The organism is Streptomyces sp. NPDC101219 (genome assembly GCF_044767675.1).
Classification (GTDB): domain Bacteria; phylum Actinomycetota; class Actinomycetes; order Streptomycetales; family Streptomycetaceae; genus Streptomyces.
Window position 1 is genome coordinate 83,068 of record NZ_JBIWOK010000012.1, and the last position, 22,905, is coordinate 105,972.

Sequence of the window (22,905 nt, forward strand, 5' to 3'; positions counted from 1 at the left end):
CTCAGGCCGGTGCGAGGGCCGCAGGGGGGCGGGCGGCCGGAACGGCGAGGGCCTCGTCGTAGCGGTGCAGGAGGAGGCGGGCCAGCGCCGGGTGGGTGCCCAGGGGGGCGGACGCGATCCAGGGTGCGGCCCGGGCGCACTCGGTCGCGAAGCGGCCGGGCGCGGCGAAGCAGGAGGCGACGGCCACCCGGTGGCGGTCCCGGGCGGCGAGGGCGCGTACGGCGTCCGGCACGGTGGGCCCGCCGGCGGACGCCTGTGCGGGGAGAACGGGGACGCCGAGCCGGGCGGCGAGCAGCCGCGCGGTGCGCCCGGTGTCGGCCCGCGCCTCGGGGTCGCGCGAGCCGGCCCAGGCGAGGACGACCCCGCCGGTGCGGCGGGTGGTGCCGTCGGCCTCGTCGGGCCAGCCGGCCTCGGTCAGGCGGGCGTGCAGGGCGTCCACGAGCAGCGGGTGCGGGCCGAGCGGGGCGGCGACGCGGGTGGGTGTGCGGGCCCCGGCGGCGAGCGCGGGGATGTCCCGCTTGACGTGGTGGCCGCGCCCGAACAGCAGCGGGACCAGCACGGCCTCGCCGGTGGCCCGCGCGTCGAGCGCGGCGAGGGTGTCGGGCAGCAGCGGCGCGTTGAGCTCCACGTGGCCGAGGTGCACGGGCAGGTCCGGGCGCAGGGCGCGGACCCGGTCGAGCAGGGCCGTCACGGTGGTGAGCGCGCGCGGGTCCCGGCTGCCGTGGGCCACGACGACGAGGGCGGGCGGGGCCGGGCGGCCCCGGCCGTCCGGTGCGACGAGGCCCAGCCGGCCGGCCAGCGTGGTGCCGATCCGGTGCAGCAGGTCGCCGGAGGTGTCGAGGCGGCCGGGGCCGTCGGGGTGCGCCGGGCCGGCGGGGTGGGTCGCGGTCATGCACCGATGCTGGCCCGGGCACGTTGCCGGACGGTTGCGCGGGCGTGACGGGTGTTTTCCGGCCCTTCACGGCCCGCCCCGCGCGCCGGGTGAGGCGTCCTGACCTGGGCGCACGGCCCAGGCGTGAGGCCGGTCACACCTCGCCCGCCGAACCGGCGGTGCCGCCGGGACGTCTTCGCCCAGCGAGTGCCGACCCGGGAGGTCCGTTCCGATGCGCCGATTCTCCGTCCGCCGTCCCCGCCTGCCGCGCACCCGCGCGGGACAGCGCCGGCTGGTGCGGGTGGTGGCGGGCCTCGGCACGCTGGCGCTGCTCCCGGCGACCTGGCTGCACCTGACGGCCGAGGACCGGCTGCGCACCGCCGCCGACGTGCCGCGCACCGACGTGGCCGTGGTGTTCGGCGCGGGCCTGTGGGACGGGGAGCCGTCGCCCTACCTCGCGCACCGGCTGGACGCGGCGGCCGAGCTGTACCGGGCGGGCCGGATCCGGGTGGTCCTGGTCACCGGCGACAACAGCCGCGAGGACTACGACGAGCCGGACGCGATGCGCGCCTACCTCACCCGGCACGGCGTGCCCGGCACCCGGATCGTCAGCGACTACGCCGGCTTCGACACCTGGGACTCCTGCGTGCGGGCCCGGAAGATCTTCGGCGTGGACCGGGCGGTGCTGATCAGCCAGGGCTTCCACGTGCGGCGGGCGGTGGCGCTGTGCGAGGCGGCCGGGGTGACGTCGTACGGGGTCGGCGTGGCCGAGCGGCACGACGCCACCTGGTACTACGGGGGCGCCCGGGAGATCCTCGCGGCGGGGAAGGCGGCGCTGGACGCGGCGTTCCGGCCCGACCCCCGCTTCCTCGGTCCGGAGGAGGCGGGCGTGCGGCGGGCCCTGGCGGAGGCCCGCGCGGCACGGGACTGACGGACGCGGAAGCGGTCGTCGCCCGACAGCCTGCGACGTCGGCCCCTCACCGCGGGCCGTCGCCGGTGAGGAGGCGGCCGTACCGGGCGCGTAACACGGGCCGGTGCGGTGCGTAACACCGGCCGCGCAGGGTGGACGGCATGCACAGCACCGTGACGCCCACGCACTGCCCCTACTGCGCGCTGCAGTGCGGGATGAATCTGACGCCGGCCCCGGACGGGACCGTCGCGGTGACCGAGCGCGCGGACTTCCCGGTGAACCGGGGGGCGTTGTGCGGCAAGGGGCGCACGGCCCCCGCCGTGCTCTCCCCGGCGGTGCGGCTGACGTCACCGCTGGTGCGGTCCGGGGACGGCACGCTGGTACCCGCTTCCTGGGACGAGGCGCTGGACCGGGTCGCCGAGGGGCTGCGGCGGGCCCGGTCCGGGCACGGGGCGGACGCGGTCGGGGTGTTCGGCGGGGGCGGGCTGACCAACGAGAAGGCGTACGCGCTGGGCAAGTTCGCGCGGGTGGTGCTGGGGACCTCGCAGATCGACTACAACGGGCGGTTCTGCATGTCGTCGGCGGCGGCCGCGGGCGGCAGGGCGTTCGGGGTCGACCGCGGGCTGCCGTTCCCGCTGGAGGACATCCCGAGGACCGGCTGCGTGATCCTCGTCGGCTCGAACCCGGCGGAGACCATGCCGCCGTTCCTGCGGTACCTCACGGAGCTGAAGGAGAACGGCGGCACCCTGATCGTCGTCGACCCGCGCCGGACCCGGACCGCCGAGCAGGCCGACCTCCACCTCGCGCCCCGCCCCGGCACCGACCTGGCGCTGGCCCTGGGACTGCTGCACCTGGTCGTCGCCGAGGGCCGCACCGACGAGGCGTTCGTCCGGGAGCGCACCACCGGCTGGGAGGAGACCCGGGCGGCGGCGATGGCGCACTGGCCGGAGTACGTGGAGCGGGTGACGGGCGTGTCCGTGCCCGAACTGCGCCGGGCGGTACGCCTGTTCTGCGCGCCGGAGGCGGCGATGGTGCTGACCGCGCGGGGGCCCGAGCAGCAGTCCAAGGGCACCGACACGGTGAGCGCGTGGATCAACCTGTGTCTGGCGACCGGCCGGGCGGGCCGCCCGCTGTCCGGGTACGGGTGCCTGACCGGGCAGGGCAACGGGCAGGGCGGGCGGGAGCACGGCCAGAAGGCCGACCAGCTGCCCGGCTACCGCAGGCTGACGGACCCGGCGGCGCGGGCGCACGTGGCCGGGGTGTGGGGGGTGGACCCGGACACGCTGCCCGGGCCGGGGCGCAGCGCCTACGAGCTGCTGGACGCGCTGGGCGGCGACATCCGCGCGCTGCTGCTGATGGGGTCCAACCCGGTGGTGTCGGCGCCGCGCGCCGCCCATGTCGAGGAGCGGATCCGCGCGCTGGACTTCCTGGCGGTGTGCGACGTGGTGCTCTCGGAGACGGCCGCGCTCGCCGATGTCGTGCTGCCGGTGACGCAGTGGGCGGAGGAGACCGGCACCACGACCAGCCTGGAGGGGAGGGTGCTGCTGCGGCGCAGGGCCGTCTCCCCGCCGGCAGGGGTGCGCAGCGACCTGGAGGTGCTGCACGGGCTGGCCGTCCGGCTGGACGACGGCCGGGGACGGCACCGGGGCTTCCCCTGCGATCCGGAGGAGGTCTTCGAGGAGCTGCGCCGGGCGAGCGCGGGCGGGGCCGCGGACTACTCCGGCATCACCTACGGCCGGCTGGAGCGCGAGCAGGGCGTCTTCTGGCCGTGCCCGGCACCGGCCGGTGAGGCGCCCGGCGCCGTCCACCCCGGCACCCCCCGTCTCTTCCTCGACCGGTTCGCCACCGAGGACGGCCGGGCCCGGTTCGTCGCCGTCTCGCACCGCGCGGCGGCCGAGGAGCCGGACGACGACTATCCCGTGCTGCTCACCACCGGCCGGGTCGTCGCCCAGTACCAGTCGGGTGCGCAGACCCGGCGGGTGGCGGAGCTGAACGCCGCCGCTCCCGGCCCGTTCGTCGAGCTGCACCCGCGGCTCGCGGAGCGGCTGGGCGCGGCCGAGGGCGACCCGCTGGCGGTGGTGTCCCGGCGGGGCCGGGTGGTGGCGCCGGCCCGGATCACCGCCACCGTCCGCCCCGACACGGTGTTCATGCCGTTCCACTGGCCGGGCGCGGGCCGCGCCAACACCCTCACCAACCCGGCCCTGGACCCGGTGTCTCGGATGCCGGAGTTCAAGACGTGCGCGGTGCGGGTGGAACGGGTGGGGCCGGTCGCCGGCGCCGCGGGCGGCACGTGACAATCGGTGCCGTAAGGCCCCTCGGGCACCGCCGCGCGCAGGGGCGCCCCGACCCGTGCAGGTGAACAGTGACGCCTCTCCCGTTCTTCGTCTACGGCACCCTCCGCCCCGGTGAGGTCAACCACGACCTGTTCCTGCGCGGCCGCACCCTGCGCGAGGAACCCGGCCGGCTCCGGGACGCCCTGCTGTACGACGGCCCCGGCTACCCCTTCGCCGTCGAGGAGCCCGGCCCGGTGGTGCGCGGGGAGCTGGTGACGGCGCGGCCCGAGGCGTACGCGGGGCTGCTCGCCGGGCTGGACCGGCTGGAGGAGTACGCGCCGGGCGATCCGCGCAACGTCTACGAACGGGTGGTGCGGGACGTCGTGCGGGACGCGGACGGGGCGACGGTACGGGCGTGGGTGTACGTCGCCGCACCCCCGGTCGCCGCGCGGCTGCGGCGCGGGGGCGACCGTATCGAGGGCGGCGACTGGCGGGACCGGCGGCGGGACGCGCCGCCGCGGGTCGGCTGACCCGCCCCGCCCGCCCGGGCGCCTCAGGTGCGTCGAGCGGGGGACTCGTACGGCCGTCGTGCGCGGGCCTGTTGGACGCGGCGCCGCAGGTGCAGCCCGCCCAGTCCGAGCGCTCCGGCCGCGAGGAACCACGCCCCGGTGATGATGTCCTCCCCCTCGGCGCGCTGGAAGTCCCGCTGCTGCGCGTAGCTCCGGGTCTCCCGGGAGTCGAGGTGCGGGTAACAGGTCTCGCCGGGGCGCATCCGCGGGGGATGTTCCTCCCCGTCCGCGCCGATGTTGACGCCGGGGCACCGGACCTCGGCGGCGCCCCCGTTGTTCAGCATCCCCCCGCAGGACTGGACGAGCCCGTACGTCACGACGGCCCACAGCACCAGCAGCACCCCGGTCCGCGCCCGCATCCGCCTCCGCACCCGGCCCACCTCCCCTCGTGGAACGGTAGTGCCTCCGCGTCACCCGGCGGGGCGGGGCCCCGGGCCGTCCGCGGGGGCGGCCGGGCCGGTCACCCGTTCACCGTCGCGCGGCGCATCCTTCGCCCCTCCCGCCCCCGCGGGGCCGCGACGGTGTCACTGACCTGCTGAAACTCGGTCCGCACCGGAGCGGACCCACTCCCTCTGACACCCATTCAGCCCGCCTTCTGACGCTCCCTCAGGGAGCGGTCCGGGCCGGGTGGCACTTACCTCGGAGAGCAGGGACGCGATCGACGGCGGCACATGGGGGTGCCGCGGGCCGCGGCCCGTTCGTGAGCTCAGGGAGCATCGATGCGAGGTCCCGCCCGGCTGCTGACCGGCACCGTGCTCGCCGTGGCCGCAGCGGGGACGCTGGTCGCGCCCGCGTACGCCGCCCCGGCGGACCACCTGTCCGGCATCCCGGCCGGCACCACCGCCGACGGGCTGGAGGTGTATCCCTCCTCGGCCGTACCGGGCGACCACGTCACCGTCAACACCGCGGCGTGCGGGAAGGACGGCGCCGCGACGGGCGACGCGACCGCCGTGGGCGCCGGCCGGTTCACGCTCGTGCCGACCACGCACGAGCAGGACCTGACCGGCCGGTTCCGGGTACCGCCGAGCGCGGTGCCGGGGACGTACGAGATCGTCGCGCGGTGCGCCGGGAACGACCGGCGGGTGAGCGGTGACCTGGTGGTCACCCTGACGTCCGCCACCCATCAGGTGGCCCCCCGGGGCAGTGTGAAGACGGGGGTCGGCGGCGCCCTGGGCCCCGACCCCGTGCGGACCGCGGCCGGTGTGGCGGCCCTTGCCGTCGCCGCCGCGGGCGGTACCTGGCTCCTGCATCGCCGGGCGAGAGGCGACGGGATCTGACGGGCACCCTCCGCTGCCCGTCCGCCGGTACCGCATGTCCCCTCCCCCTCCGGGCCCGACGCCCCTCGCGGCCCGGAGGGGGGCACGGGGGCCCGACCAGGAAGAGGTCAGTCCGTCATGCGCCGAAGGTTCCGCCGGCCCGGCGGGACGGGGAACACGGCCATAGCCGCCGTCACCGTCGTCGCCCTCTGCTCCGGCCTGTGGCTGCTGCACGACGGGGCCGCCCCGCCCGCCCCGCCCCAGCCCTCCCCCGCCCAGGCCCGCGCCGTCGACGACGACCGCAGCGGCGGCCCGGTCTCGGCGCCCGCGCTGCCGCCGTCCCCGCCCGACCGGATCCGCATCCCGGCGATCGACGTGGACGCCCCGCTGACCGGCCTCGGTCTGACCCCGACGGGCAGCCTGGACGTCCCCCCGGCCGCCCGGAAGAACCTCGCCGGCTGGTACGAGGCGGGGACCACGCCCGGTGAGAGGGGCACCGCGATCGTCGCGGGCCACGTCGACAACGCCGAGGGCCCCGGCGTCTTCTTCTCCCTCGGCGCGCTGCGCAAGGGCAGCACCATCGAGGTGGACCGGCGGGACGGGGGCGTCGCCGTGTTCACCGTGGACGCCGTGGAGGTGTACGACGCGCGGGACTTCCCCGACGCGAAGGTGTACGGCGCGGCGCCCCGCCCCGAGCTGCGGGTCATCACCTGCGGCGGCGGCTACTCACGCACCACCGGCTACCGGGGCAACGTGGTGGTGTACGCCCGCCTGACCGGCAGCCGCTGAGCCGCCCCGGGGCCGCGCCCCGGGTTCAGCCCGTCTCCCGCTCCGCCGCGTCGAGCAGGTGGGCGGGCAGCGCGCGGCGGGCCCCGGTCACCTCGATACCGAGCAGGCGCCCGTCCGCGTCGAGGTCGAGGACCGCCTCGGCGTCCGTCCAGGGCCCGTCGACCGGGACCTGGCGGACCGCGCCGCCGGGCGGGACGTGCGCGGTGAGCCGCACGTAGGCGGTGTCGTGCTCCGGGTCGTACGCGATGTGCACGGGTTTCCTCAGGGGTTGCGGGCCGGGCGGGTTCAGGCCAGCCACTGGTCGTACGCCAGGTTGGCGACCAGGGCGAAGACGACGACCAGCAGGACGACGCGGACGAAGCCGCTGCCCCGCTTGAGCGCCGTGTGCGCGCCGAGGGTGCCGCCCGCCAGGTTGAACAGGGCCATCAGCGCGGCCAACTGCCACAGCACCGCACCCTGCCAGGCGAACATGGCGAGCGCCCCGGCGTTGGTGCAGCAGTTGACGATCTTGGCGGTGGCGGAGGCGGTGACCAGGTCGAGGTGGAGCAGTGCGGTGAGCGCCAGTACGAGGAAGGTGCCGGTGCCGGGACCGACGAGTCCGTCGTAGAAGCCGATGCCCAGGCCCGCCAGGCCGATCGCCGCGAGGGTCCGGCGGCGGCTCACCGGGCCGGGCGCGGGGGCGGTGCCGAAGGCGGGACGCAGGATGACGAAGGCGGCGACCGCGAGCAGCACCACCATGATGACCGGCTTGAGGACCTCGGTGCTCATCCCGGCCGCCAGGAACGCCCCGCCCGAGGAGCCCGCCAGGGCGGCCAGCCCGATGCGGACGGCGGTGCGGACGTCGACCGGCGCCTTGCGGGCGTAGGTCACCGCCGCGCCGGTGGTGCCGACGATGGCGACCGCCTTGTTGGTGCCGAGGGCGTGCGCGGCCGGGGTGCCGGCGGGCAGGCCGAGCAGCAGCGCGGGCAGGAGCAGCAGCCCGCCGCCGCCGACCACGGCGTCGATCCAGCCGGCGGCCAGCGCCGCCAGACAGAGCAGGACGACGGCGGTCAGGGAGATGTCGGGCATGCTCGCGACCCTATGGAGCAGATAGTTGCTACGTCCATCAAGATGAGCGTTTCCTGAGGTTGATGCTGCTCACACACGCGCGGCGGGCCTCACAGCGGCCCCGCTCCCCCGCTGAGCGCAGCGTTCCGCGCGGGAAACAGCTCGGATGCGGCCGGGTAACACCTGCCCCGCAGGCTCGGGGACATGACCTGGAACGAGCGTGTGGTGGTGATCGGCTCCGGCCTCGCGGGCGTCCGCCTCGCCCGGCGGCTCGGCGAGCTGGGCACGCCCGTCACACTGATCGGCGAGGAGCGGCACCCGCCGTACAACCGGGTGCTGCTCGCCGAGGTGCTGGCCGGGCGGTACGGCCCCGAGGTGATCGCCCTGCCGGCGCCCGCGGAGCTGACCCGGGCCCGGGTGACCGGCATCGACCGCGCCGCCCGGACCGTCACCTGCGCCGACGGCACGGTGCTGGCGTACGGCCGCCTGGTGCTGGCCACCGGCTCCAACCCCGTCCTGCCGCCGCTGCGCGGCCTGTTCACCACCGGCCCCGAGCTGCCCGCGGGGGTGCACGCCTTCCGCACCCTGGACGACTGCCTGCGCCTGGCCGACGCGGTCCGGCCGGGCGTGCGGGCGGTGGTGATCGGCGGCGGACTGCTCGGCGTGTCCGCCGCTCGGGCGCTCGCGGCGCGCGGTGCGCAGGTGGTGCTCGCCCAGCAGTCCGAGCGCCTCATGGAACGCCGGCTCGACCCGGCCGCCTCGGTGCTCGTCGAGCGGTACCTGACCGGCCTCGGGGTGGAGGTGCACACCGAGTGCCGGGTGCGGGACGTGCGCTGCGCCGGCGGCGCGGTCCGCTCGGTGGAGCTGGCCGACGGCTACGCCCTCGACGCCGACCTCGTGGTGCTGGCCTGCGGCGTCCGCCCGAGGGCGGGGCTCGCGCAGGCCGCCGGGCTGGACGTCCGCAAGGGCGTCGTCGTCGACGACGAGCTGCGCACCTCCGACCCGCACATCCACGCCGTCGGCGACTGCGCGCAGCACGCCGGCACGGTGTACGGGCTCGCCGCCCCGGCCCTCGAACAGGCCGACGCGCTCGCCGCGCTGCTCGCCGGGGACACCACCGCCCGTTACACCGGCACCCGCTCCCTGACCCGGCTCACCCTCACCGGGCCGGACAGCCCCTTCGACCTGGCCGCGTTCGGTGAGACCGAGGCGCGGCCGGGCGACGACGTCGTACAGCTCACCGACGCCACCCGCGGCACCTACCGCAAGGTCGTCGTCCGCGACGACCGCCTGGTCGGCGGGGTCCTGGTCGGCGAACTCGGCACCGTCGGCGCCCTCGCGCGCGCCTGGGAGGGAGCAGAGCCGCTCCCCTCCGACGGCGGGCCCCTGCTCCACCTGCTCACCCATGACGGAGGCTCCTGATGCCCATGGACACACCGACCCTCGTGCTCATCGGCCACGGCATGGTCGGCCAGCGTTTCCTGCAGGCGCTCGCCGAGCGCGGTCTGACCGCCACGCACCGCGTGGTCGTGCTGTGCGAGGAGCCGCGTCCGGCCTACGACCGCGTCCAGCTCACCTCGTACTTCTCGGGGAGGACCCCCGAGGACCTGTCCCTGACGGACGCGGCCTTCATCGAGGCGCACGGCATCGAGCTGCGCGTCGGCGACCCGGCGGAGAGCGTCGACCGCACGGCGCGCACGGTGACCGCACGCTCCGGTCTGGTCGTCGCCTACGACATCCTGGTCCTCGCCACCGGCTCCTACCCGTTCGTGCCCCCGGTGCCGAACAAGGACGCCGAGGGCTGCTTCGTCTACCGCACCATCGAGGACCTGCTCGCGATCGAGGAGTACGCGCGGACGGCGACGACCGGCGCGGTGGTCGGCGGCGGGCTGCTCGGACTGGAGGCGGCGGGCGCGCTCAAGGGCCTCGGGCTGACCACCCACATCGTGGAGTTCGCGCCCCGGCTGATGCCCGTCCAGGTCGACGAGGGCGGCGGCGCGGCGCTGCTGCGCACCATCCAGGACATGGGCCTCGCCGTCCACACCGGTGTCGGCACCCAGGAGATCGTGGTCGGCGAGGACGGCACGGTCACCGGCATGAGACTGTCCGACGGGTCCGAACTCGCTACCGACCTGGTGGTGTTCTCCGCCGGTGTCCGCCCCCGCGACCAGCTCGCCCGGGACTGCGGACTCGACGTCGGGGAGCGCGGCGGCATCGCGGTGGACGAGCGGTGCCGCACGGTCACCGACCCGCACGTGTTCGCGATCGGCGAGTGCGCGCTGGCCGCCGACGGCCGGGTGTACGGCCTGGTGGCGCCCGGCTACGAGCAGGCAGAGACCGCCGCCGCGGCCATCGCCGACGCCGAGGCGTCGTTCACCGGCGCGGACCTGTCCACCAAGCTGAAGCTGCTCGGCGTGGACGTGGCGTCCTTCGGCGACGCGCACGGCACCGGCGGGGACTGCCTCGACGTCGTCTACTCCGACTCCCGGGCCGGGCTGTACAAGAAGCTGGTCATCGGCCGGGACGGCACGCTGCTCGGCGGCATCCTGGTCGGCGACGCGGAGGCGTACGGCACGCTGCGCGCCTTCACCGGCTCGGTGCCGCCCGTCGCCCCGGAGGCGCTGGTGCTGCCCGCGGGTGCCGGTGCCCCGGCCCAGCTCGGCCCGTCCGCGCTGCCCGACGACGCCGTCGTCTGCTCCTGCCACAACGTCACCAAGGGCACCGTCCGCGGCGCGGTCACCGAGCACAGCTGCACCACCGTGCCCGAGGTGAAGAAGTGCACCAAGGCCGGTACTGGCTGCGGCAGTTGCGTCAAAGTGCTCGGTCAGCTGGTCGACGCCGAGCTGGAGGCGAACGGAGTCGCGGTCGACAAGGGCCTGTGCTCCTGCTTCTCCCAGACCCGCGAGGAGCTGTACGAGATCGTCCTCGCCCTGCGCCTCACCTCCTACCGCGACCTGCTGGACCGGTACGGCCGCGACGAGGCCCGGGGCGGCGACGGCTGCGAGGTCTGCAAGCCCGCGGTCGGCTCGATCATCGCCTCCCTCGCCCCGGCGATCGGGGCCAGCACCTACGTCCTCGACGACGAACAGGCCGCGCTGCAGGACACCAACGACCACTTTCTGGCCAACCTCCAGCGCAACGGCTCCTACTCGGTCGTGCCGCGCATCCCCGGCGGGGAGATCGCCCCGGAGAAGCTCATCGTCATCGGGGAGATCGCCCGCGACTTCGGCCTCTACACGAAGATCACCGGCGGTCAGCGCATCGACATGTTCGGCGCCCGGGTCGAGCAACTGCCCTTGATCTGGGCGCGCCTGGTCGACGCCGGCTTCGAGTCCGGCCACGCCTACGGCAAGTCCCTGCGCACGGTGAAGTCGTGTGTCGGACAGACCTGGTGCCGCTACGGCGTGCAGGACTCGGTGCGCATGGCGATCGACCTGGAGCTGCGCTACCGGGGGCTGCGCTCCCCGCACAAGCTCAAGTCGGCCGTCTCCGGCTGCCAGCGCGAGTGCGCCGAGGCACAGTCCAAGGACTTCGGCGTCATCGCCACCGCCAACGGCTGGAACCTCTACGTCGGCGGCAACGGCGGCGCCACCCCGCGCCATGCGGACCTGCTCGCCCAGGACCTCTCCGACGCCGAACTGGTGCGCCTGATCGACCGGTTCCTGATGTTCTACATCCGCACCGCCGACCGCCTGGAGCGCACCAGCGTCTGGCTGGAGCGGATCCCCGGCGGCCTGGACCACGTGCGGGACGTGGTCGTCCACGACTCGCTCGGCATCTGCGACGAGCTGGAGTCCCTGATGGCCGCGCATGTCGCGCACTACCGCGACGAGTGGGCGGAGACCGTCGACGACCCGGAGAAGCTGGCCCGTTTCGTGTCCTTCGTGAACGCCCCCGACGCCCCCGACCCGGTGGTCGCCTTCGTACCGGAGCGCGACCAGATCAAGCCCGACCTGCCCCTGCTGAGCATCGGCCGGCGGCCCGCCGACGACCTCCTGGAAGGAAGCGCCACGCGATGACCCTGGCACTGGAGACCACCGATCTGAAGGTCCGGCTCCGCCTGGCGGACGCCTGGTTCCCCGTCTGCGACCTGAGCGCGCTGCTCCCGGGCCGCGGGGTGGCGGCCCTCCTCCCGGACGGCCGCCAGGTGGCCGTCTTCGCCGACCGCACCGGACGCCTGTACGCCATCGACAACCGGGACCCGTTCACCGGCGCCGCGGTCCTCTCCCGCGGTCTGACCGGCACCCACCGGGGCCGCCCCTTCGTCGCCTCGCCGCTGCTGAAGCAGCGCTTCGACCTGGAGTCGGGCCGCTGCCTGGACGACGAGGCCGTCCGGGTGACGGTGTACGAGGTGCGGGCGGCGGCCTGACCACCACCGGAGGGCGGGCCGCCGGGCCGCCCGACTCCCGGGCTGCCGGGCTGTCGGGCTGTCGGCTTCGCGTCCGGCGTTCACCCGGGGGGCGTGGAGTTTCATCCGTGCTGCACGTCCCGATTCCGGCCCTCATCCCCGAACCGCTCCCGGCCCCACCTCTCCAGCCCGCGCGGGACGAGCGGACACCCCTCGGACGGCATCGCCTACGAGGTGACGGACCCTTCCGGTCGTAGCTCAGCGCTACCTCCCGCTCACGTCACGTTTGCATCACAGGACCTCCAGACCTCTCCCACAACAGGAACTCCCCAGTACCGTCGCTTTCGAGTCGACCCGCACATGCTCCTGCACATGCACATGCACATGCACAGCCCTGGGGGTCTTGTCATGCATGCTGTAAACACGTTCCGCACCTTCTCCGTCACAGCTGCCGCCGCTCTGGCTCTGACCGTCCTGCCCGCCACCACCGCGGTGGCCCACGACGGCGACCATCCCTTCAAGAGCTGCGCCGACGCGTACGCCAACGGGTACGAGAGCATCTCGCAGGGTGATGACCACTACGGCGAGCACCTGGACCGCGACGGCGACGGCATCGGCTGCGACGAGCCGCCCGCCGACTTCGAGCCGCACGACAACGAGTTCCTGACCAGGGACACCGAACAGGCCACCGCCGGTGGCGGACAGGGCGAGAAGCATGAGGCCGGCACCAAGGCCGGCCTCGCCCGGACCGGCGGGGGCGCCGACACCACCACCTACATCGCGGTCGGCATCGGCGCCGCCCTCGTCGCGGCCCTCCTGGCCCTGGTGGCCTCCAAGGTCCGCAGGAATCCCTGACACCCCCGGTCCGGGCACCGGTACACCCGGTGTCCGGACACGACGAGCGCCATCACCCCGCGCGGGAGGGCGCGGAGGGAGGGGCGGCCGGCGTCTCGACGCCTGCGACGGGCGCCCGTGCGGGTCGGACAGAACGCCGAGCGCGGCTCCTTGCCGCACCGGGCCGGGGTGGAACCTCATGCGTGAGTCCCCGCCGGAAGACCGGCGGGGACTCACGCGCGCCGAAGGCGCTCGTCCCTCGAGACGTGCGGTCAGCTGCAGACCGCGTAGACCGTGATGGTGGTGAGGGCACCCGCCGTCGCGGTCACCGTCCAGTGGTCTCCGTTCGGGTAGCTCTGCCCGAGGGTGGTGGCGAGGCCGTCGGAAGACAGTCCTCCAGAGACGGGGACGGTGCCGGCCGGGCATGCCGGGGAGTCGTACGCCGCGTTGACGCCCAACAGCACCTCGTAGTCCTGGGAGACGATCTGCACGTCCAGCGGTCCGGCGGGGCCGGTCGGACCGGTGGGACCGGTGGGACCGGCAGGGCCGGTGGCGCCCGTCGCACCGTCGGCACCGTCAGCACCCGCGGGGCCCGTCGGACCCGTCGGACCGGTCGCACCGTCGACACCGTCGACACCGTCAGCACCCGCGGGGCCCGTCGGCCCGGTCGGACCCGTCGGACCGGTGGCGCCAGTCGCACCGTCGACACCGTCAGCACCGTCAGCACCCGCAGGGCCCGTCGGACCCGTCGGACCCGTCGCACCGGTGGCGCCCGTCGCGCCGTCGACACCGTCAGCACCCGCAGGGCCCGTCGGACCCGTCGGACCGGTGGGACCGGTGGGACCGGTCGCACCCGTCGGGCCGGTCGGGCCGGTCGGGCCGGTCGGGCCGGTGGGACCGGTCTCGCCCCTGTCGCCCTGCCCGTCGCAGCGGTCGCCTCCGGGGCCGTCTCCGCACCCGTCGCCATCCAGGCTGGCGACGGGGGCGATGCTGGCGGCAGTCTCCGTGTGCCCCAGCGCGACAGCCGGGCTGGCTATCCCCGTGAGCACGAGGGCGAGAGACGCAAGGCTGCCGCCCGCGATCCAAGCCCTCCGCCTGGGGAGCGGGAGCGGTCCGAGTGAGGAACTTGTCCTGGAGTCAGGACTCATGCGGTCTCCTGGTTTCGCGAAGTCGGATGGTCACACCACCCCGGCAGGGGCGGCATCTGCATCATTACTCTGCGAGTCGATTCGCGCACTTTGTGTGATTTCGCAGGGCGTTCGAGCGGCCCGCACGCTTGCCGTCATGCCCATGCCGCCCAGGACCGGCTTCGACGCGTGCGGCCAACTCCGTGACACCACCGGGGCACCCCCGTAAGGAACGGAGCGGAGCCGGCCCACCGCCACCCGCTCACCCCTCGCCGCCCGACCCGGCCCGCCCATGACAAGAATCGGCGTTGCGCCGACAGCCTCCGGGCCGAATTGCATAAAGTGATCGCGGCGACCTCCTCCCATGCGTATCAGGCCTCCACCGTCACGCCTGATGGAAAAATCGAAGGTAGGGCCAGGACGATGAAGCCGACCATCTGCCTCTGCATGATCGTAAAGAATGAATCGGCCGTAATTGAGCGGTGCATCGACTCGGTACGCGGCATCGTCGACACCTGGGTCATCTCCGACACAGGCTCGACGGACGGCACCCAGGATCTGATTCGAAAAGCCTTCGACGGAACGCCCGGCGAACTGCACGAAGACCCCTGGGTCGACTTCGGAACCAATCGCACACTCAACATCGAACGCGCCCGCGGAAAAGCCGACTACCTGCTCCTGTTGGACGCCGACATGACCATCCGACAGGAAGGGCCGCTTCCTCCGCTGTCCTGTGCGTCCTACATGATTCTGCACGCCGGCAGTCCCGCCTACCGGATCAAGCGTCTCGTGCGGGGCGATATGCACTGGCGCTACGAAGGCGTGACACACGAGTACCTGACCGCCGACGAGGAGCACGAGCAGGAGAACCTCGACGCCCTCGTGATCGAGCACTTCGCCGACGGCGGCTCCCGGCACGACAAGTTCGAACGGGACATGGCCCTGCTGAGCGCCGATCTCGAGCGTGACCCCACAAACGCGCGCAGCACGTTCTACCTGGCTCAGACCATGCGCGACATGGGCCGCACCGAAGAGGCGATCGCCCTTTACGAACGCCGTGCGGAGATGGGCGGATGGGGAGAGGAGGTCTATTACTCACTCCTGCAGGCAGGAATCCTCAAGGACGAGTCCGGCGACTGGCCGGGAGCCATGGACACCCTCTCGCGGGCCTGGGAGCAGCGGCCGCAGCGACTTGAAGCATGTTACGAACTGGTCTCACGACTGCGGAAGCGCGGAAACTACCGCGCCGGGCACGCCTTCGCGTGTGCGGGGATCGACCGCGCGGAACCCGATGACATTCTCTTCACTCACCCGTGGGTCTACACGTGGGGGCTGCTCTTCGAATATTCCATCGTCTCTTACTGGGTGGACGACATTCAGGGCTGCCTCGAAGCGTGTGACCGCCTCCTGACCATTCCCGACCTACCGGAAGCGCATCGTCTGCAAACACTGCGGAACCGTGATTTCGCCGTCGCCCGTCGAGCCGAAAAGCCGAACGGTGCAGCGGGGGTGAAGCACCGGCGGCCCCGGGCCCCCGCGGCTGACGCACGAGGCTGACGCACGAGAAGGCGGCACCCCCGCACGGGTGCCGCCTCCTCCTTCGTGATCCGGAGCCGCTGCCGATCGGTGAGGGTGGTCGGGTGACAGACAGCGGCTCCGGAGTCCTGCGCCCCGTCGGGGGTCAGCGGTGGTCGCTGCCCTGTGAGGTGACCGCGGCGCGGCCGGCCTCCAGGCGGGCGACCGGAATGCGGAACGGTGAGCAGGAGACGTAGTCCAGTCCGACCTCGTGGAAGAAGTGGACCGACTCGGGGTCGCCGCCGTGCTCGCCGCACACGCCCAGCTTCAGGTCGGGCCGGGTCTCGCGGCCGGCCTTCGCGGCCAGCTTCACCAGGGAGCCGACGCCGTCCTTGTCGATGGTCTCGAACGGCGACACCCCGAAGATGCCCTTCTCCAGGTAGGCCGTGAAGAAGCTGGCCTCCACGTCGTCCCGGGAGAAGCCCCACACCGTCTGGGTGAGGTCGTTGGTGCCGAAGGAGAAGAACTCGGCCGCCTCGGCGATCTGGCCGGCCGTCAGCGCGGCGCGCGGCAGCTCGATCATCGTGCCGATGGACAGCTTGAGCGAGGTGCCGGTGGCCGCCTCGACCTCGGCAATGACCTTGTCGGCCTCCTCGCGGACGATCTCCAGCTCCTGGACGGTGCCGACCAGCGGGATCATGATCTCGGCGCGCGGGTCGCCCTTGGCGCTCCGGCGCTCGGCCGCCGCCTCGGCGATGGCACGGACCTGCATGGTGAACAGGCCGGGGATGACCAGGCCGAGCCGGACGCCGCGCAGACCCAGCATCGGGTTCTGCTCGTGCAGCCGGTGCACGGCCTGGAGCAGGCGCAGCTCGTTCTCGTGCGGCTCCTGCCGGGACTCGGCGAGGGCGACGCGGACCGACAGCTCGGTGATGTCGGGCAGGAACTCGTGCAGCGGCGGGTCGAGCAGGCGGATGGTGACCGGCAGGCCGTCCATCGACTCGAAGAGCTGCACGAAGTCCTGCCGCTGGAGCGGCAGCAGGGCCTTCAGCGACTCCTCGCGCTCGTTCTCCGTGTCGGCCAGGATCAGCCGCTCGACGAGTTCGCGGCGGTCGCCGAGGAACATGTGCTCGGTGCGGCACAGGCCGATGCCCTGGGCGCCGAAGCGGCGGGCGCGCAGCGCGTCCTCGGCGTTGTCGGCGTTGGCGCGCACCCGCAGCCGGCGCTTGCGGTCGGCGAAGGCCATCATCCGGTGCACGGCCTCGACGAGTTCGTCGGCGTCGTCGGCGCCCGGGTGCATCCGGCCCTCGAAGTACTCCACGACCGGCGACGGCACGACCGGGACCTCGCCCAGGTAGACCTTGCCGGAGGAGCCGTCGATGGAGATCAGGTCGCCCTCCTCGACGACGTGCCCGCCGGGCACCGTCATCCGCCGGCGCTTGGTGTCGACCTCCAGCTCCTCGGCGCCGCAGACACAGGTCTTGCCCATGCCGCGGGCGACGACGGCGGCGTGGGAGGTCTTGCCGCCGCGGGAGGTGAGGATGCCCTCGGCGGCGATCATGCCGTCCAGGTCGTCGGGGTTGGTCTCACGGCGGATCAGGATGACCTTCTCGCCGGAACGGGACCACTTGACGGCGGTGTAGGAGTCGAAGACCGCCTTGCCGACGGCCGCGCCCGGGGAGGCGGCGATGCCGCGGCCCACCTGGGCGACCTTGGCGTCCTCGTCGAAGCGGGGGAACATCAGCTGGGCGAGCTGGGCGCCGTTGACCCGGCACAGGGCCTCGGCCTCGTCGATCAGGCCCTGGTCGACGAGCTGGGTGGCGATGCGGAAGGCGGCGCCCGCGGTCCGCTTGCCGACGCGGGTCTGGAGCATCCACAGCTGGCCGCGCTCGATGGTGAACTCGATGTCGCAGAGATCCTTGTAGTGGTTCTCCAGGGTCTCCATGATCTGCATCAGCTGGTCGTACGACTTCTTGTCGATCGACTCCAGCTCGGCGAGCGGCACGGTGTTGCGGATGCCGGCGACGACGTCCTCGCCCTGCGCGTTCTGCAGGTAGTCGCCGTACACGCCCTGGTGGCCGGAGGCGGGGTCGCGGGTGAAGGCGACACCGGTGCCGGAGTCCGGGCCGAGGTTGCCGAACACCATGGAGCAGACGTTGACGGCGGTGCCGAGGTCGTGCGGGATGCGCTCCTGGCGGCGGTACAGCTTGGCGCGGTCGCCGTTCCAGGACTCGAACACCGCCTTGATGGCGAGGTCCATCTGCTCGCGCGGGTCCTGCGGGAAGTCCCGGCCGCACTCCGTCTTGACGATCTTCTTGAACTTGGTGACCAGCTTCTTGAGGTCGGCGGCCTCCAGTTCGGTGTCGACCGTGACCTTCTTGGCCGCCTTCGCCGCCTCCAGCGCGTCCTCGAACAGCTCGCCGTCGACCCCGAGGACCGTCTTGCCGAACATCTGGATCAGGCGCCGGTAGGAGTCCCAGGCGAACCGGTCGTCCCCGGCCTGCTTGGCCAGGCCCTGCACCGACTTGTCGGACAGACCGATGTTGAGGACGGTGTCCATCATGCCGGGCATGGAGAACTTGGCGCCGGAACGGACCGACACGAGGAGGGGGTCGTCGGCATGGCCCAGCTTCTTGCCCATGGTCTTCTCCAGGGTGTCGAGGTGTGCGCTCACCTCGTCCCGCAGGGCGGGCGGCTCCTCGCCGCTGTCCAGGTAGACCTTGCAGGCTTCCGTGGTGATGGTGAAGCCGGGTGGCACCGGGAGACCCAGATTGGTCATCTCGGCGAGGTTGGCACCCTTGCCGCCCAGCAGGTCCTTGAGGTCCTTGTTGCCCTCGGTGAAGTCGTAGACGAACTTCATGCTGTCAACACTCTTACCGTGCCCAGGTACCTGGGGATCTTTGTTTTCCGACACGGGTCTCGACTCCTCGAGGACGCGGTGGCTGCCCTGACGGCGAGGAATGTACCCAGATCAAAGGCCCGTGGGTACGTCCACTTGTGCGTCATGCGCCTGTAACCACCTGCTCGCCAGTGGATCGAAAGTCAAGGCTTGGCAAGCCCTGGCCGCCGCATGTTTTCACTTCTTGAACGCAGCCCTGCACATAAGGCCACCTTGTCCGCTCACTTGAGCGGCGATCAGCACGTCTGTTTTCGCTCGATGAACGATCATCGAATGGCACTGAGTGCCATCCTTTCCAGAAGTGCAGCCGCCCAAGATCCGCTCATCTGAGCGCAACCCTTATCAAGGGTGGCGAGAATCACGCTGCCACAACGGCCCGGATTTCACCATGCGGACCCACGCGGCCCCCGGCTGAACACACCGCTCGGCACGGCCGTACGGAACGGAGGCGGACCCGGACCCCCACGCCGGGTCCGCCCCTCACCGACTGCCTCTCGGGTACGGAAGGACCTCCGGGTGCCTGTCTACACACGCTTGCGCCGGCCGCGCCGCGCCACCGGCACGGCCCGGGAGACCGGCCGGAACGGCCCCGCCGCCCCCGGGGAACAGGACACGGAGCCGGCACCGTCCCCGAACGCCGTCCGCCCCCGCGAGGACGAGGACGGGGACGGGGGCGGGGGCGGGGACCGGGGTCCCGCACCGGCCGCTCCGGATGCCTCCGCCGGACCCGCCGTTCCCGACGCCTCCGCCGGACCCGGGACGACCGGCCCCGGCGAGCCCCCGGCGGACGAGCCGTCCGGCCGCCTCGCCCGGTGGCGCCGGGACCGGCCCCGCGCCGCCCGGAACCTGCGCCTGACGGTGCACGTCCTCGCCGCCCTCCTCGTCGTCGGCGCCCTGCTGCTGCCCAACGCGGGCGGCGCGCTGCGCCCCAACCGGTTCACCCGCATCCCCGCCGAGGCCGTCATCGGCGCGGTGCTGCTGCTCTCCCTCCCGCGCCGCCCCCGGACCGTGGTGGCCGCGCTGTGCGGTACCAGCATCGGACTGCTGACGGTGCTGAACCTGCTCGACATGGGCTTCGCCGAGTACCTGGGCCGCGGGTTCAACCTCGTCCTGGACTGGGAGCTGCTCGACGACGCCCACGCCTACGTCGCGGACACGATGGGCGGGACCGCCGCCGCGGCCGCCGCCGTCGGCGTCGTCCTGCTGGTGCTGCTGGTGGTCGTGGCCACCGCGCTGGCCACCGTGCGGCTGGGCCACCTGCTGGACCGGCACCGGGACCGGGCGGGCCGGGGCGCGCTCGTCGCGGCCACCGCCTGGATCACCTGCACCGCGCTGGGCGTGCAGATCGCCGGAGTGCCGGTCGCCGCCGACCGGGGCGCCGACACGGTGCGGGACCAGGCCCGGCGGGTGGTGGACACCCTGCGCGACGAGGCGGCGTTCGCGAAGGAGGCACGGTCGGACACCTTCGGGGCCACGCCCCCGGACCAGCTCGTGCCCGGCCTGCGGGGCAAGGACGTCGTCTTCGCGTTCATCGAGAGCTACGGCCGCACCGCCGTCGAGGACCCGGTCGCCTCCCCCGACGTCACCCGCACCCTGGACGCGCGCACCGAGGCGCTGGCGAAGGCCGGGTACCGGGCGCGCAGCGGCTGGCTGACGTCCTCCACCTACGGCGGAAGCAGCTGGCTAGGCCACTCGACCGCGCTGTCCGGCCTGTGGATCGACAACCAGCAGCGCTACCGCACGGTCACGACGGCCGGCGACCACCTCACCCTCACCGAGGCGTTCCGCCGGACCGGTGCCTGGGACACGGTCGGGGTGATGCCGGGCGTGCAGAAGGCGTGGCCGGAGGCCGAGTGGTACGGCCTCGACACGGTCTACAACGCCTTCGAACTGGGGTACCGGGGACCGAAGTTCAGCTGGTCGACGATGCCCGACCAGTACGCCCTGGAAGCGTTCGAGCGGCTGGAGCACGGGCGGAAGCGGGACCGGCCCCTGATGGCGGAGATCATCCTGACCTCCAGCCACCAGCCGTGGGCGCCGCTGCCCGAGCTGGTCGACTGGGAGGACCTCGGCGACGGCTCGGTCTTCCATGCCGTCCACGACGCCGGGAAGAAGCCCGGCGACATCGTCACCGACACGACCGCGTCCCGTGAGGAGTACGGCAGGTCCGTCGCCTATTCGGTCGAGAGCCTCACCCGGTGGCTGGAGCGCTACGGCACCGACGACACCGTGCTGGTGTTCCTCGGTGACCACCAGCCGATCGCCCGGGTCAGCGGCAGCGACGCGAGCCGGGACGTTCCCGTGTCGGTGGTCGCCAAGGACCCGGAGGTGCTGGAGAAGACCGACGACTGGAACTGGACCGAGGGGCTCACTCCGGCGAAGGACGCCCCGGTGTGGCGGATGGACGCCTTCCGCGACCGCTTCCTCACCGCCTACGGCTCCACCCCGCACCCCACGGCCGGATGACACGGCCGGATGCACGGCCGGGTGACACGACCGGGTGACACGGCCGGGTGACACGGCCGGGTGACACGGCCGGGGCCGCGGCAGGTTGGCGCCCCGGCCGCGACCCGGCCGCGATCTCGTCGCGACCCGGCCGTGACCTCGGACGACACCCCGTGCCAGACCTTCGCCGACGCGCCCGTCCGGTGGGCGGAACCCCCTGTTCCACACGCGTTCCTGTTGCTAGCGTGCCGCGTTACGCAAAAAAATGACCAAGGAACCGTGATCATGTCCAGTCCTTCCCGTGAGCAGTGGGGAAGCCGCGCAGGTTTCCTGTTCGCCGCGATCGGATCGGCGATCGGGCTCGGCAACATCTGGCGCTTCCCCGCCGTTGCCTACGAGAACGGCGGCGGGGCCTTCCTCCTGCCGTATCTCGTCGCGCTGCTGACCGCAGGCATCCCGCTGCTCGTGCTCGAGTACTCGATCGGCCACAAGTACCGGAAGTCGCCCCCGGCGGCCTTCCGGCAGATCTCCCGGCCCGCGGAGGCGATCGGCTGGTGGCAGGTCGCGATCTGCTTCGTGATCGCCGCCTACTACGCCGTCATCATCGCCTGGGCGGTCCGGTACATCGGCTACTCCTTCGGCGAGCAGTGGGGCGACGACGCCAACGCCTTCTTCTTCGGCGACTTCCTCCAGGCCGCCGACGCACCCGGCTTCGTCTCCTCCTACGTCGGCGGGGTGCTCTGGCCGCTCATCGCGGTGTGGGCGGTGGTGCTGGTCATCCTGGCGCTCGGCATCCGCAACGGCATCGAGAAGGCCAACAAGTTCTTCATCCCGCTGCTGGTGCTCTTCTTCGTCGTCCTGGTGGGCCGCGCGCTCACGCTCGACGGTGCGGGCAAGGGGCTGGACGGGCTGTTCCGCCCGGACTGGTCGGCGCTGGGCGACGGCAGCGTGTGGGTGGCCGCGTACGGGCAGATCTTCTTCTCGCTCTCCATCGGCTTCGGCATCATGATCACGTACGCCTCCTATCTGCGGAAGCGGGCGGACCTCACCGGCTCCGCGATGGTCGCCGGATTCGCCAACAGCGCCTTCGAGATCCTCGCGGGCATCGGCGTGTTCGCCACCCTCGGCTTCATGGCCGCGGCGCAGGGCGTCGGGGTGGACGAGGTCGCGAGCTCCGGCATCGGCCTGGCGTTCATCGCCTTCCCGACGGTCATCTCGCAGATGCCGATGGGCGCGGTGTTCGGCGCGCTGTTCTTCGCCTCGCTGGTGATCGCCGGCCTGACCTCGCTGATCAGCATCGTGCAGGTGGTCATCGCCGCCGTGCAGGACCGTACCGGCATGCGCCGGGTCCCGGCGGTGCTGAGCGTCGGCGGGGCCATCGCCCTGGTGTCGATCCTCCTCTTCCCGACCGACAACGGCATCTACCTGCTGGACGCGGCCGACCACTTCATCAACCAGTACGGTGTCGCGCTCGCCGCGCTGGTCGTGCTCGTCGTCGTGGGCTGGATCCTGCGCCGCCTGCCCGCCTTCCAGCAGCACGCCAACGAGGCCTCCGCGATGCGGCTCGGCCGCTGGTGGCTGATCTGCCTGGGCATCGTCACCCCGCTGGTGCTCGGCTGGATGATGGTCGACAGCCTGCGTACGGAGTTCTCCGAGAACTACGAGGGCTACCCGACCTCGTTCCTGCTCTGGGCCGGCTGGGGTGTCGCCGCCGGGGCGGTGATCGTGGGCGTGATCCTCAGTCTGCTGCCCTGGCGCTCCGCCGGCGCCGAGCCCGCCGAGGAGGCGGGCGTGCGTTCCGGCTCCGGCTCCGGCTCCGGCTCCGCGGCCATCGAAGAGGAGAAGAACTGATGTCTACGAGTGCGATCATCATGCTGATCGTGGCCATCGTGATCGTCTGGGGCGGTCTGGTGGGCGCCATCGTCCACCTGCGCCGGCACCCCGAGCGTCCCGAGGACGACGGGCCCGCAACCGAGCCGACGGCCTGAACGGTCCGGTGACCCCCGTACGGCGCCGCTCCGC

Annotated in this window: 19 protein-coding genes; 13 read left to right on the forward strand and 6 right to left on the reverse strand. The window is 73.0% G+C overall.

Features of this window, described 5'->3' with window-relative positions; translation table 11 throughout:
• Position 1: 1 nt before the first annotated feature.
• Positions 2–892 (reverse strand): sirohydrochlorin chelatase, encoded by an 891-nt coding sequence (locus ACIRPP_RS23405; RefSeq protein ID WP_403646096.1) that lies wholly within the window; start codon positions 890–892, stop codon positions 2–4.
• Between the two features lie 211 nt (positions 893–1,103).
• Here ACIRPP_RS23405 and ACIRPP_RS23410 point away from each other — a divergent pair, with 211 nt between their 5' ends.
• The 3 genes from ACIRPP_RS23410 to ACIRPP_RS23420 all read left to right on the forward strand — a co-directional run bounded on the left by ACIRPP_RS23410 (position 1,104) and on the right by ACIRPP_RS23420 (position 4,584).
• Positions 1,104–1,802 carry a vancomycin high temperature exclusion protein gene (locus tag ACIRPP_RS23410; protein WP_403646098.1) on the forward strand — a complete coding sequence of 233 codons (699 nt, stop codon included), beginning with the start codon at positions 1,104–1,106 and terminating at the stop codon, positions 1,800–1,802.
• Positions 1,803–1,942: 140 nt separating this feature from the next.
• Entirely contained in the window at positions 1,943–4,075 is a 2,133-nt protein-coding gene (locus ACIRPP_RS23415) for a molybdopterin oxidoreductase family protein (RefSeq protein WP_403646101.1), read from the forward strand.
• A gap of 68 nt (positions 4,076–4,143) precedes the next feature.
• The gene (locus ACIRPP_RS23420; protein WP_403646104.1) at positions 4,144–4,584 is read left to right on the forward strand and encodes a gamma-glutamylcyclotransferase family protein; all 441 of its coding nucleotides are present in this window, start codon (positions 4,144–4,146) and stop codon (positions 4,582–4,584) included.
• A 23-nt stretch (positions 4,585–4,607) separates the two neighbouring features.
• Here the strand turns inward: ACIRPP_RS23420 and ACIRPP_RS23425 are convergent, their stop codons facing one another.
• Complete coding sequence (locus tag ACIRPP_RS23425) at positions 4,608–4,982, reverse strand: hypothetical protein (protein ID WP_403646107.1); 375 nt, start codon at positions 4,980–4,982, stop codon at positions 4,608–4,610.
• Positions 4,983–5,342: 360 nt separating this feature from the next.
• Here ACIRPP_RS23425 and ACIRPP_RS23430 point away from each other — a divergent pair, with 360 nt between their 5' ends.
• Positions 5,343–5,900 carry a hypothetical protein gene (locus ACIRPP_RS23430; RefSeq protein ID WP_403646110.1) on the forward strand — a complete coding sequence of 186 codons (558 nt, stop codon included), beginning with the start codon at positions 5,343–5,345 and terminating at the stop codon, positions 5,898–5,900.
• Between the two features lie 117 nt (positions 5,901–6,017).
• Positions 6,018–6,668, forward strand: a complete 651-nt coding sequence (locus ACIRPP_RS23435) for a class F sortase (protein ID WP_403646113.1) — start codon at positions 6,018–6,020, stop codon at positions 6,666–6,668.
• 25 nt (positions 6,669–6,693) lie between these two features.
• Here ACIRPP_RS23435 and ACIRPP_RS23440 read toward each other — a convergent pair whose 3' ends face one another.
• Both ACIRPP_RS23440 and ACIRPP_RS23445 read right to left on the reverse strand, forming a co-directional pair.
• Positions 6,694–6,921 (reverse strand): DUF2283 domain-containing protein, encoded by a 228-nt coding sequence (locus tag ACIRPP_RS23440; protein WP_403646116.1) that lies wholly within the window; start codon positions 6,919–6,921, stop codon positions 6,694–6,696.
• Positions 6,922–6,953: 32 nt separating this feature from the next.
• Entirely contained in the window at positions 6,954–7,736 is a 783-nt protein-coding gene (locus ACIRPP_RS23445; RefSeq protein ID WP_403646119.1) for a sulfite exporter TauE/SafE family protein, read from the reverse strand.
• 183 nt (positions 7,737–7,919) lie between these two features.
• Here ACIRPP_RS23445 and ACIRPP_RS23450 point away from each other — a divergent pair, with 183 nt between their 5' ends.
• The 4 genes from ACIRPP_RS23450 (at position 7,920) to ACIRPP_RS23465 (ending at position 12,918) form a co-directional block, all read left to right on the forward strand.
• Positions 7,920–9,137, forward strand: a complete 1,218-nt coding sequence (locus ACIRPP_RS23450; RefSeq protein ID WP_403646122.1) for an NAD(P)/FAD-dependent oxidoreductase — start codon at positions 7,920–7,922, stop codon at positions 9,135–9,137.
• Positions 9,137–11,734, forward strand: a complete 2,598-nt coding sequence (gene nirB / locus ACIRPP_RS23455) for a nitrite reductase large subunit NirB (RefSeq protein WP_403646125.1) — start codon at positions 9,137–9,139, stop codon at positions 11,732–11,734. The genes ACIRPP_RS23450 and nirB overlap by 1 nt, the downstream gene beginning before the upstream one ends.
• Positions 11,731–12,084 (forward strand): nitrite reductase small subunit NirD, encoded by a 354-nt coding sequence (gene nirD, locus ACIRPP_RS23460; RefSeq protein WP_403646128.1) that lies wholly within the window; start codon positions 11,731–11,733, stop codon positions 12,082–12,084. Before nirB ends, nirD begins: the two co-directional genes overlap by 4 nt.
• 387 nt (positions 12,085–12,471) lie before the next feature.
• A complete protein-coding gene (locus tag ACIRPP_RS23465; protein ID WP_403646131.1) occupies positions 12,472–12,918 on the forward strand; it encodes an excalibur calcium-binding domain-containing protein in 447 nt (148 codons plus the stop codon).
• Between the two features lie 251 nt (positions 12,919–13,169).
• Here ACIRPP_RS23465 and ACIRPP_RS23470 read toward each other — a convergent pair whose 3' ends face one another.
• Complete coding sequence (locus ACIRPP_RS23470) at positions 13,170–13,388, reverse strand: hypothetical protein (protein ID WP_403646133.1); 219 nt, start codon at positions 13,386–13,388, stop codon at positions 13,170–13,172.
• A gap of 1,059 nt (positions 13,389–14,447) precedes the next feature.
• Between ACIRPP_RS23470 and ACIRPP_RS23475 the strand changes: the two genes are divergently transcribed.
• Positions 14,448–15,581, forward strand: a complete 1,134-nt coding sequence (locus tag ACIRPP_RS23475; RefSeq protein WP_403646136.1) for a glycosyltransferase — start codon at positions 14,448–14,450, stop codon at positions 15,579–15,581.
• A 124-nt stretch (positions 15,582–15,705) separates the two neighbouring features.
• Here the strand turns inward: ACIRPP_RS23475 and ppdK are convergent, their stop codons facing one another.
• A complete protein-coding gene (gene ppdK, locus ACIRPP_RS23480) occupies positions 15,706–18,399 on the reverse strand; it encodes a pyruvate, phosphate dikinase (RefSeq protein ID WP_403646138.1) in 2,694 nt (897 codons plus the stop codon).
• Between the two features lie 555 nt (positions 18,400–18,954).
• Here ppdK and ACIRPP_RS23485 point away from each other — a divergent pair.
• The 3 genes from ACIRPP_RS23485 to ACIRPP_RS23495 all read left to right on the forward strand — a co-directional run bounded on the left by ACIRPP_RS23485 (position 18,955) and on the right by ACIRPP_RS23495 (position 22,871).
• Complete coding sequence (locus ACIRPP_RS23485) at positions 18,955–20,904, forward strand: CDP-alcohol phosphatidyltransferase (RefSeq protein ID WP_403646140.1); 1,950 nt, start codon at positions 18,955–18,957, stop codon at positions 20,902–20,904.
• Positions 20,905–21,168: 264 nt separating this feature from the next.
• Positions 21,169–22,734, forward strand: coding sequence for a sodium-dependent transporter (locus tag ACIRPP_RS23490; protein ID WP_403646142.1), 1,566 nt, complete (start codon positions 21,169–21,171; stop codon positions 22,732–22,734).
• Positions 22,734–22,871 carry a methionine/alanine import family NSS transporter small subunit gene (locus ACIRPP_RS23495; protein ID WP_403646145.1) on the forward strand — a complete coding sequence of 46 codons (138 nt, stop codon included), beginning with the start codon at positions 22,734–22,736 and terminating at the stop codon, positions 22,869–22,871. Before ACIRPP_RS23490 ends, ACIRPP_RS23495 begins: the two co-directional genes overlap by 1 nt.
• Positions 22,872–22,905: the final 34 nt, after the last annotated feature.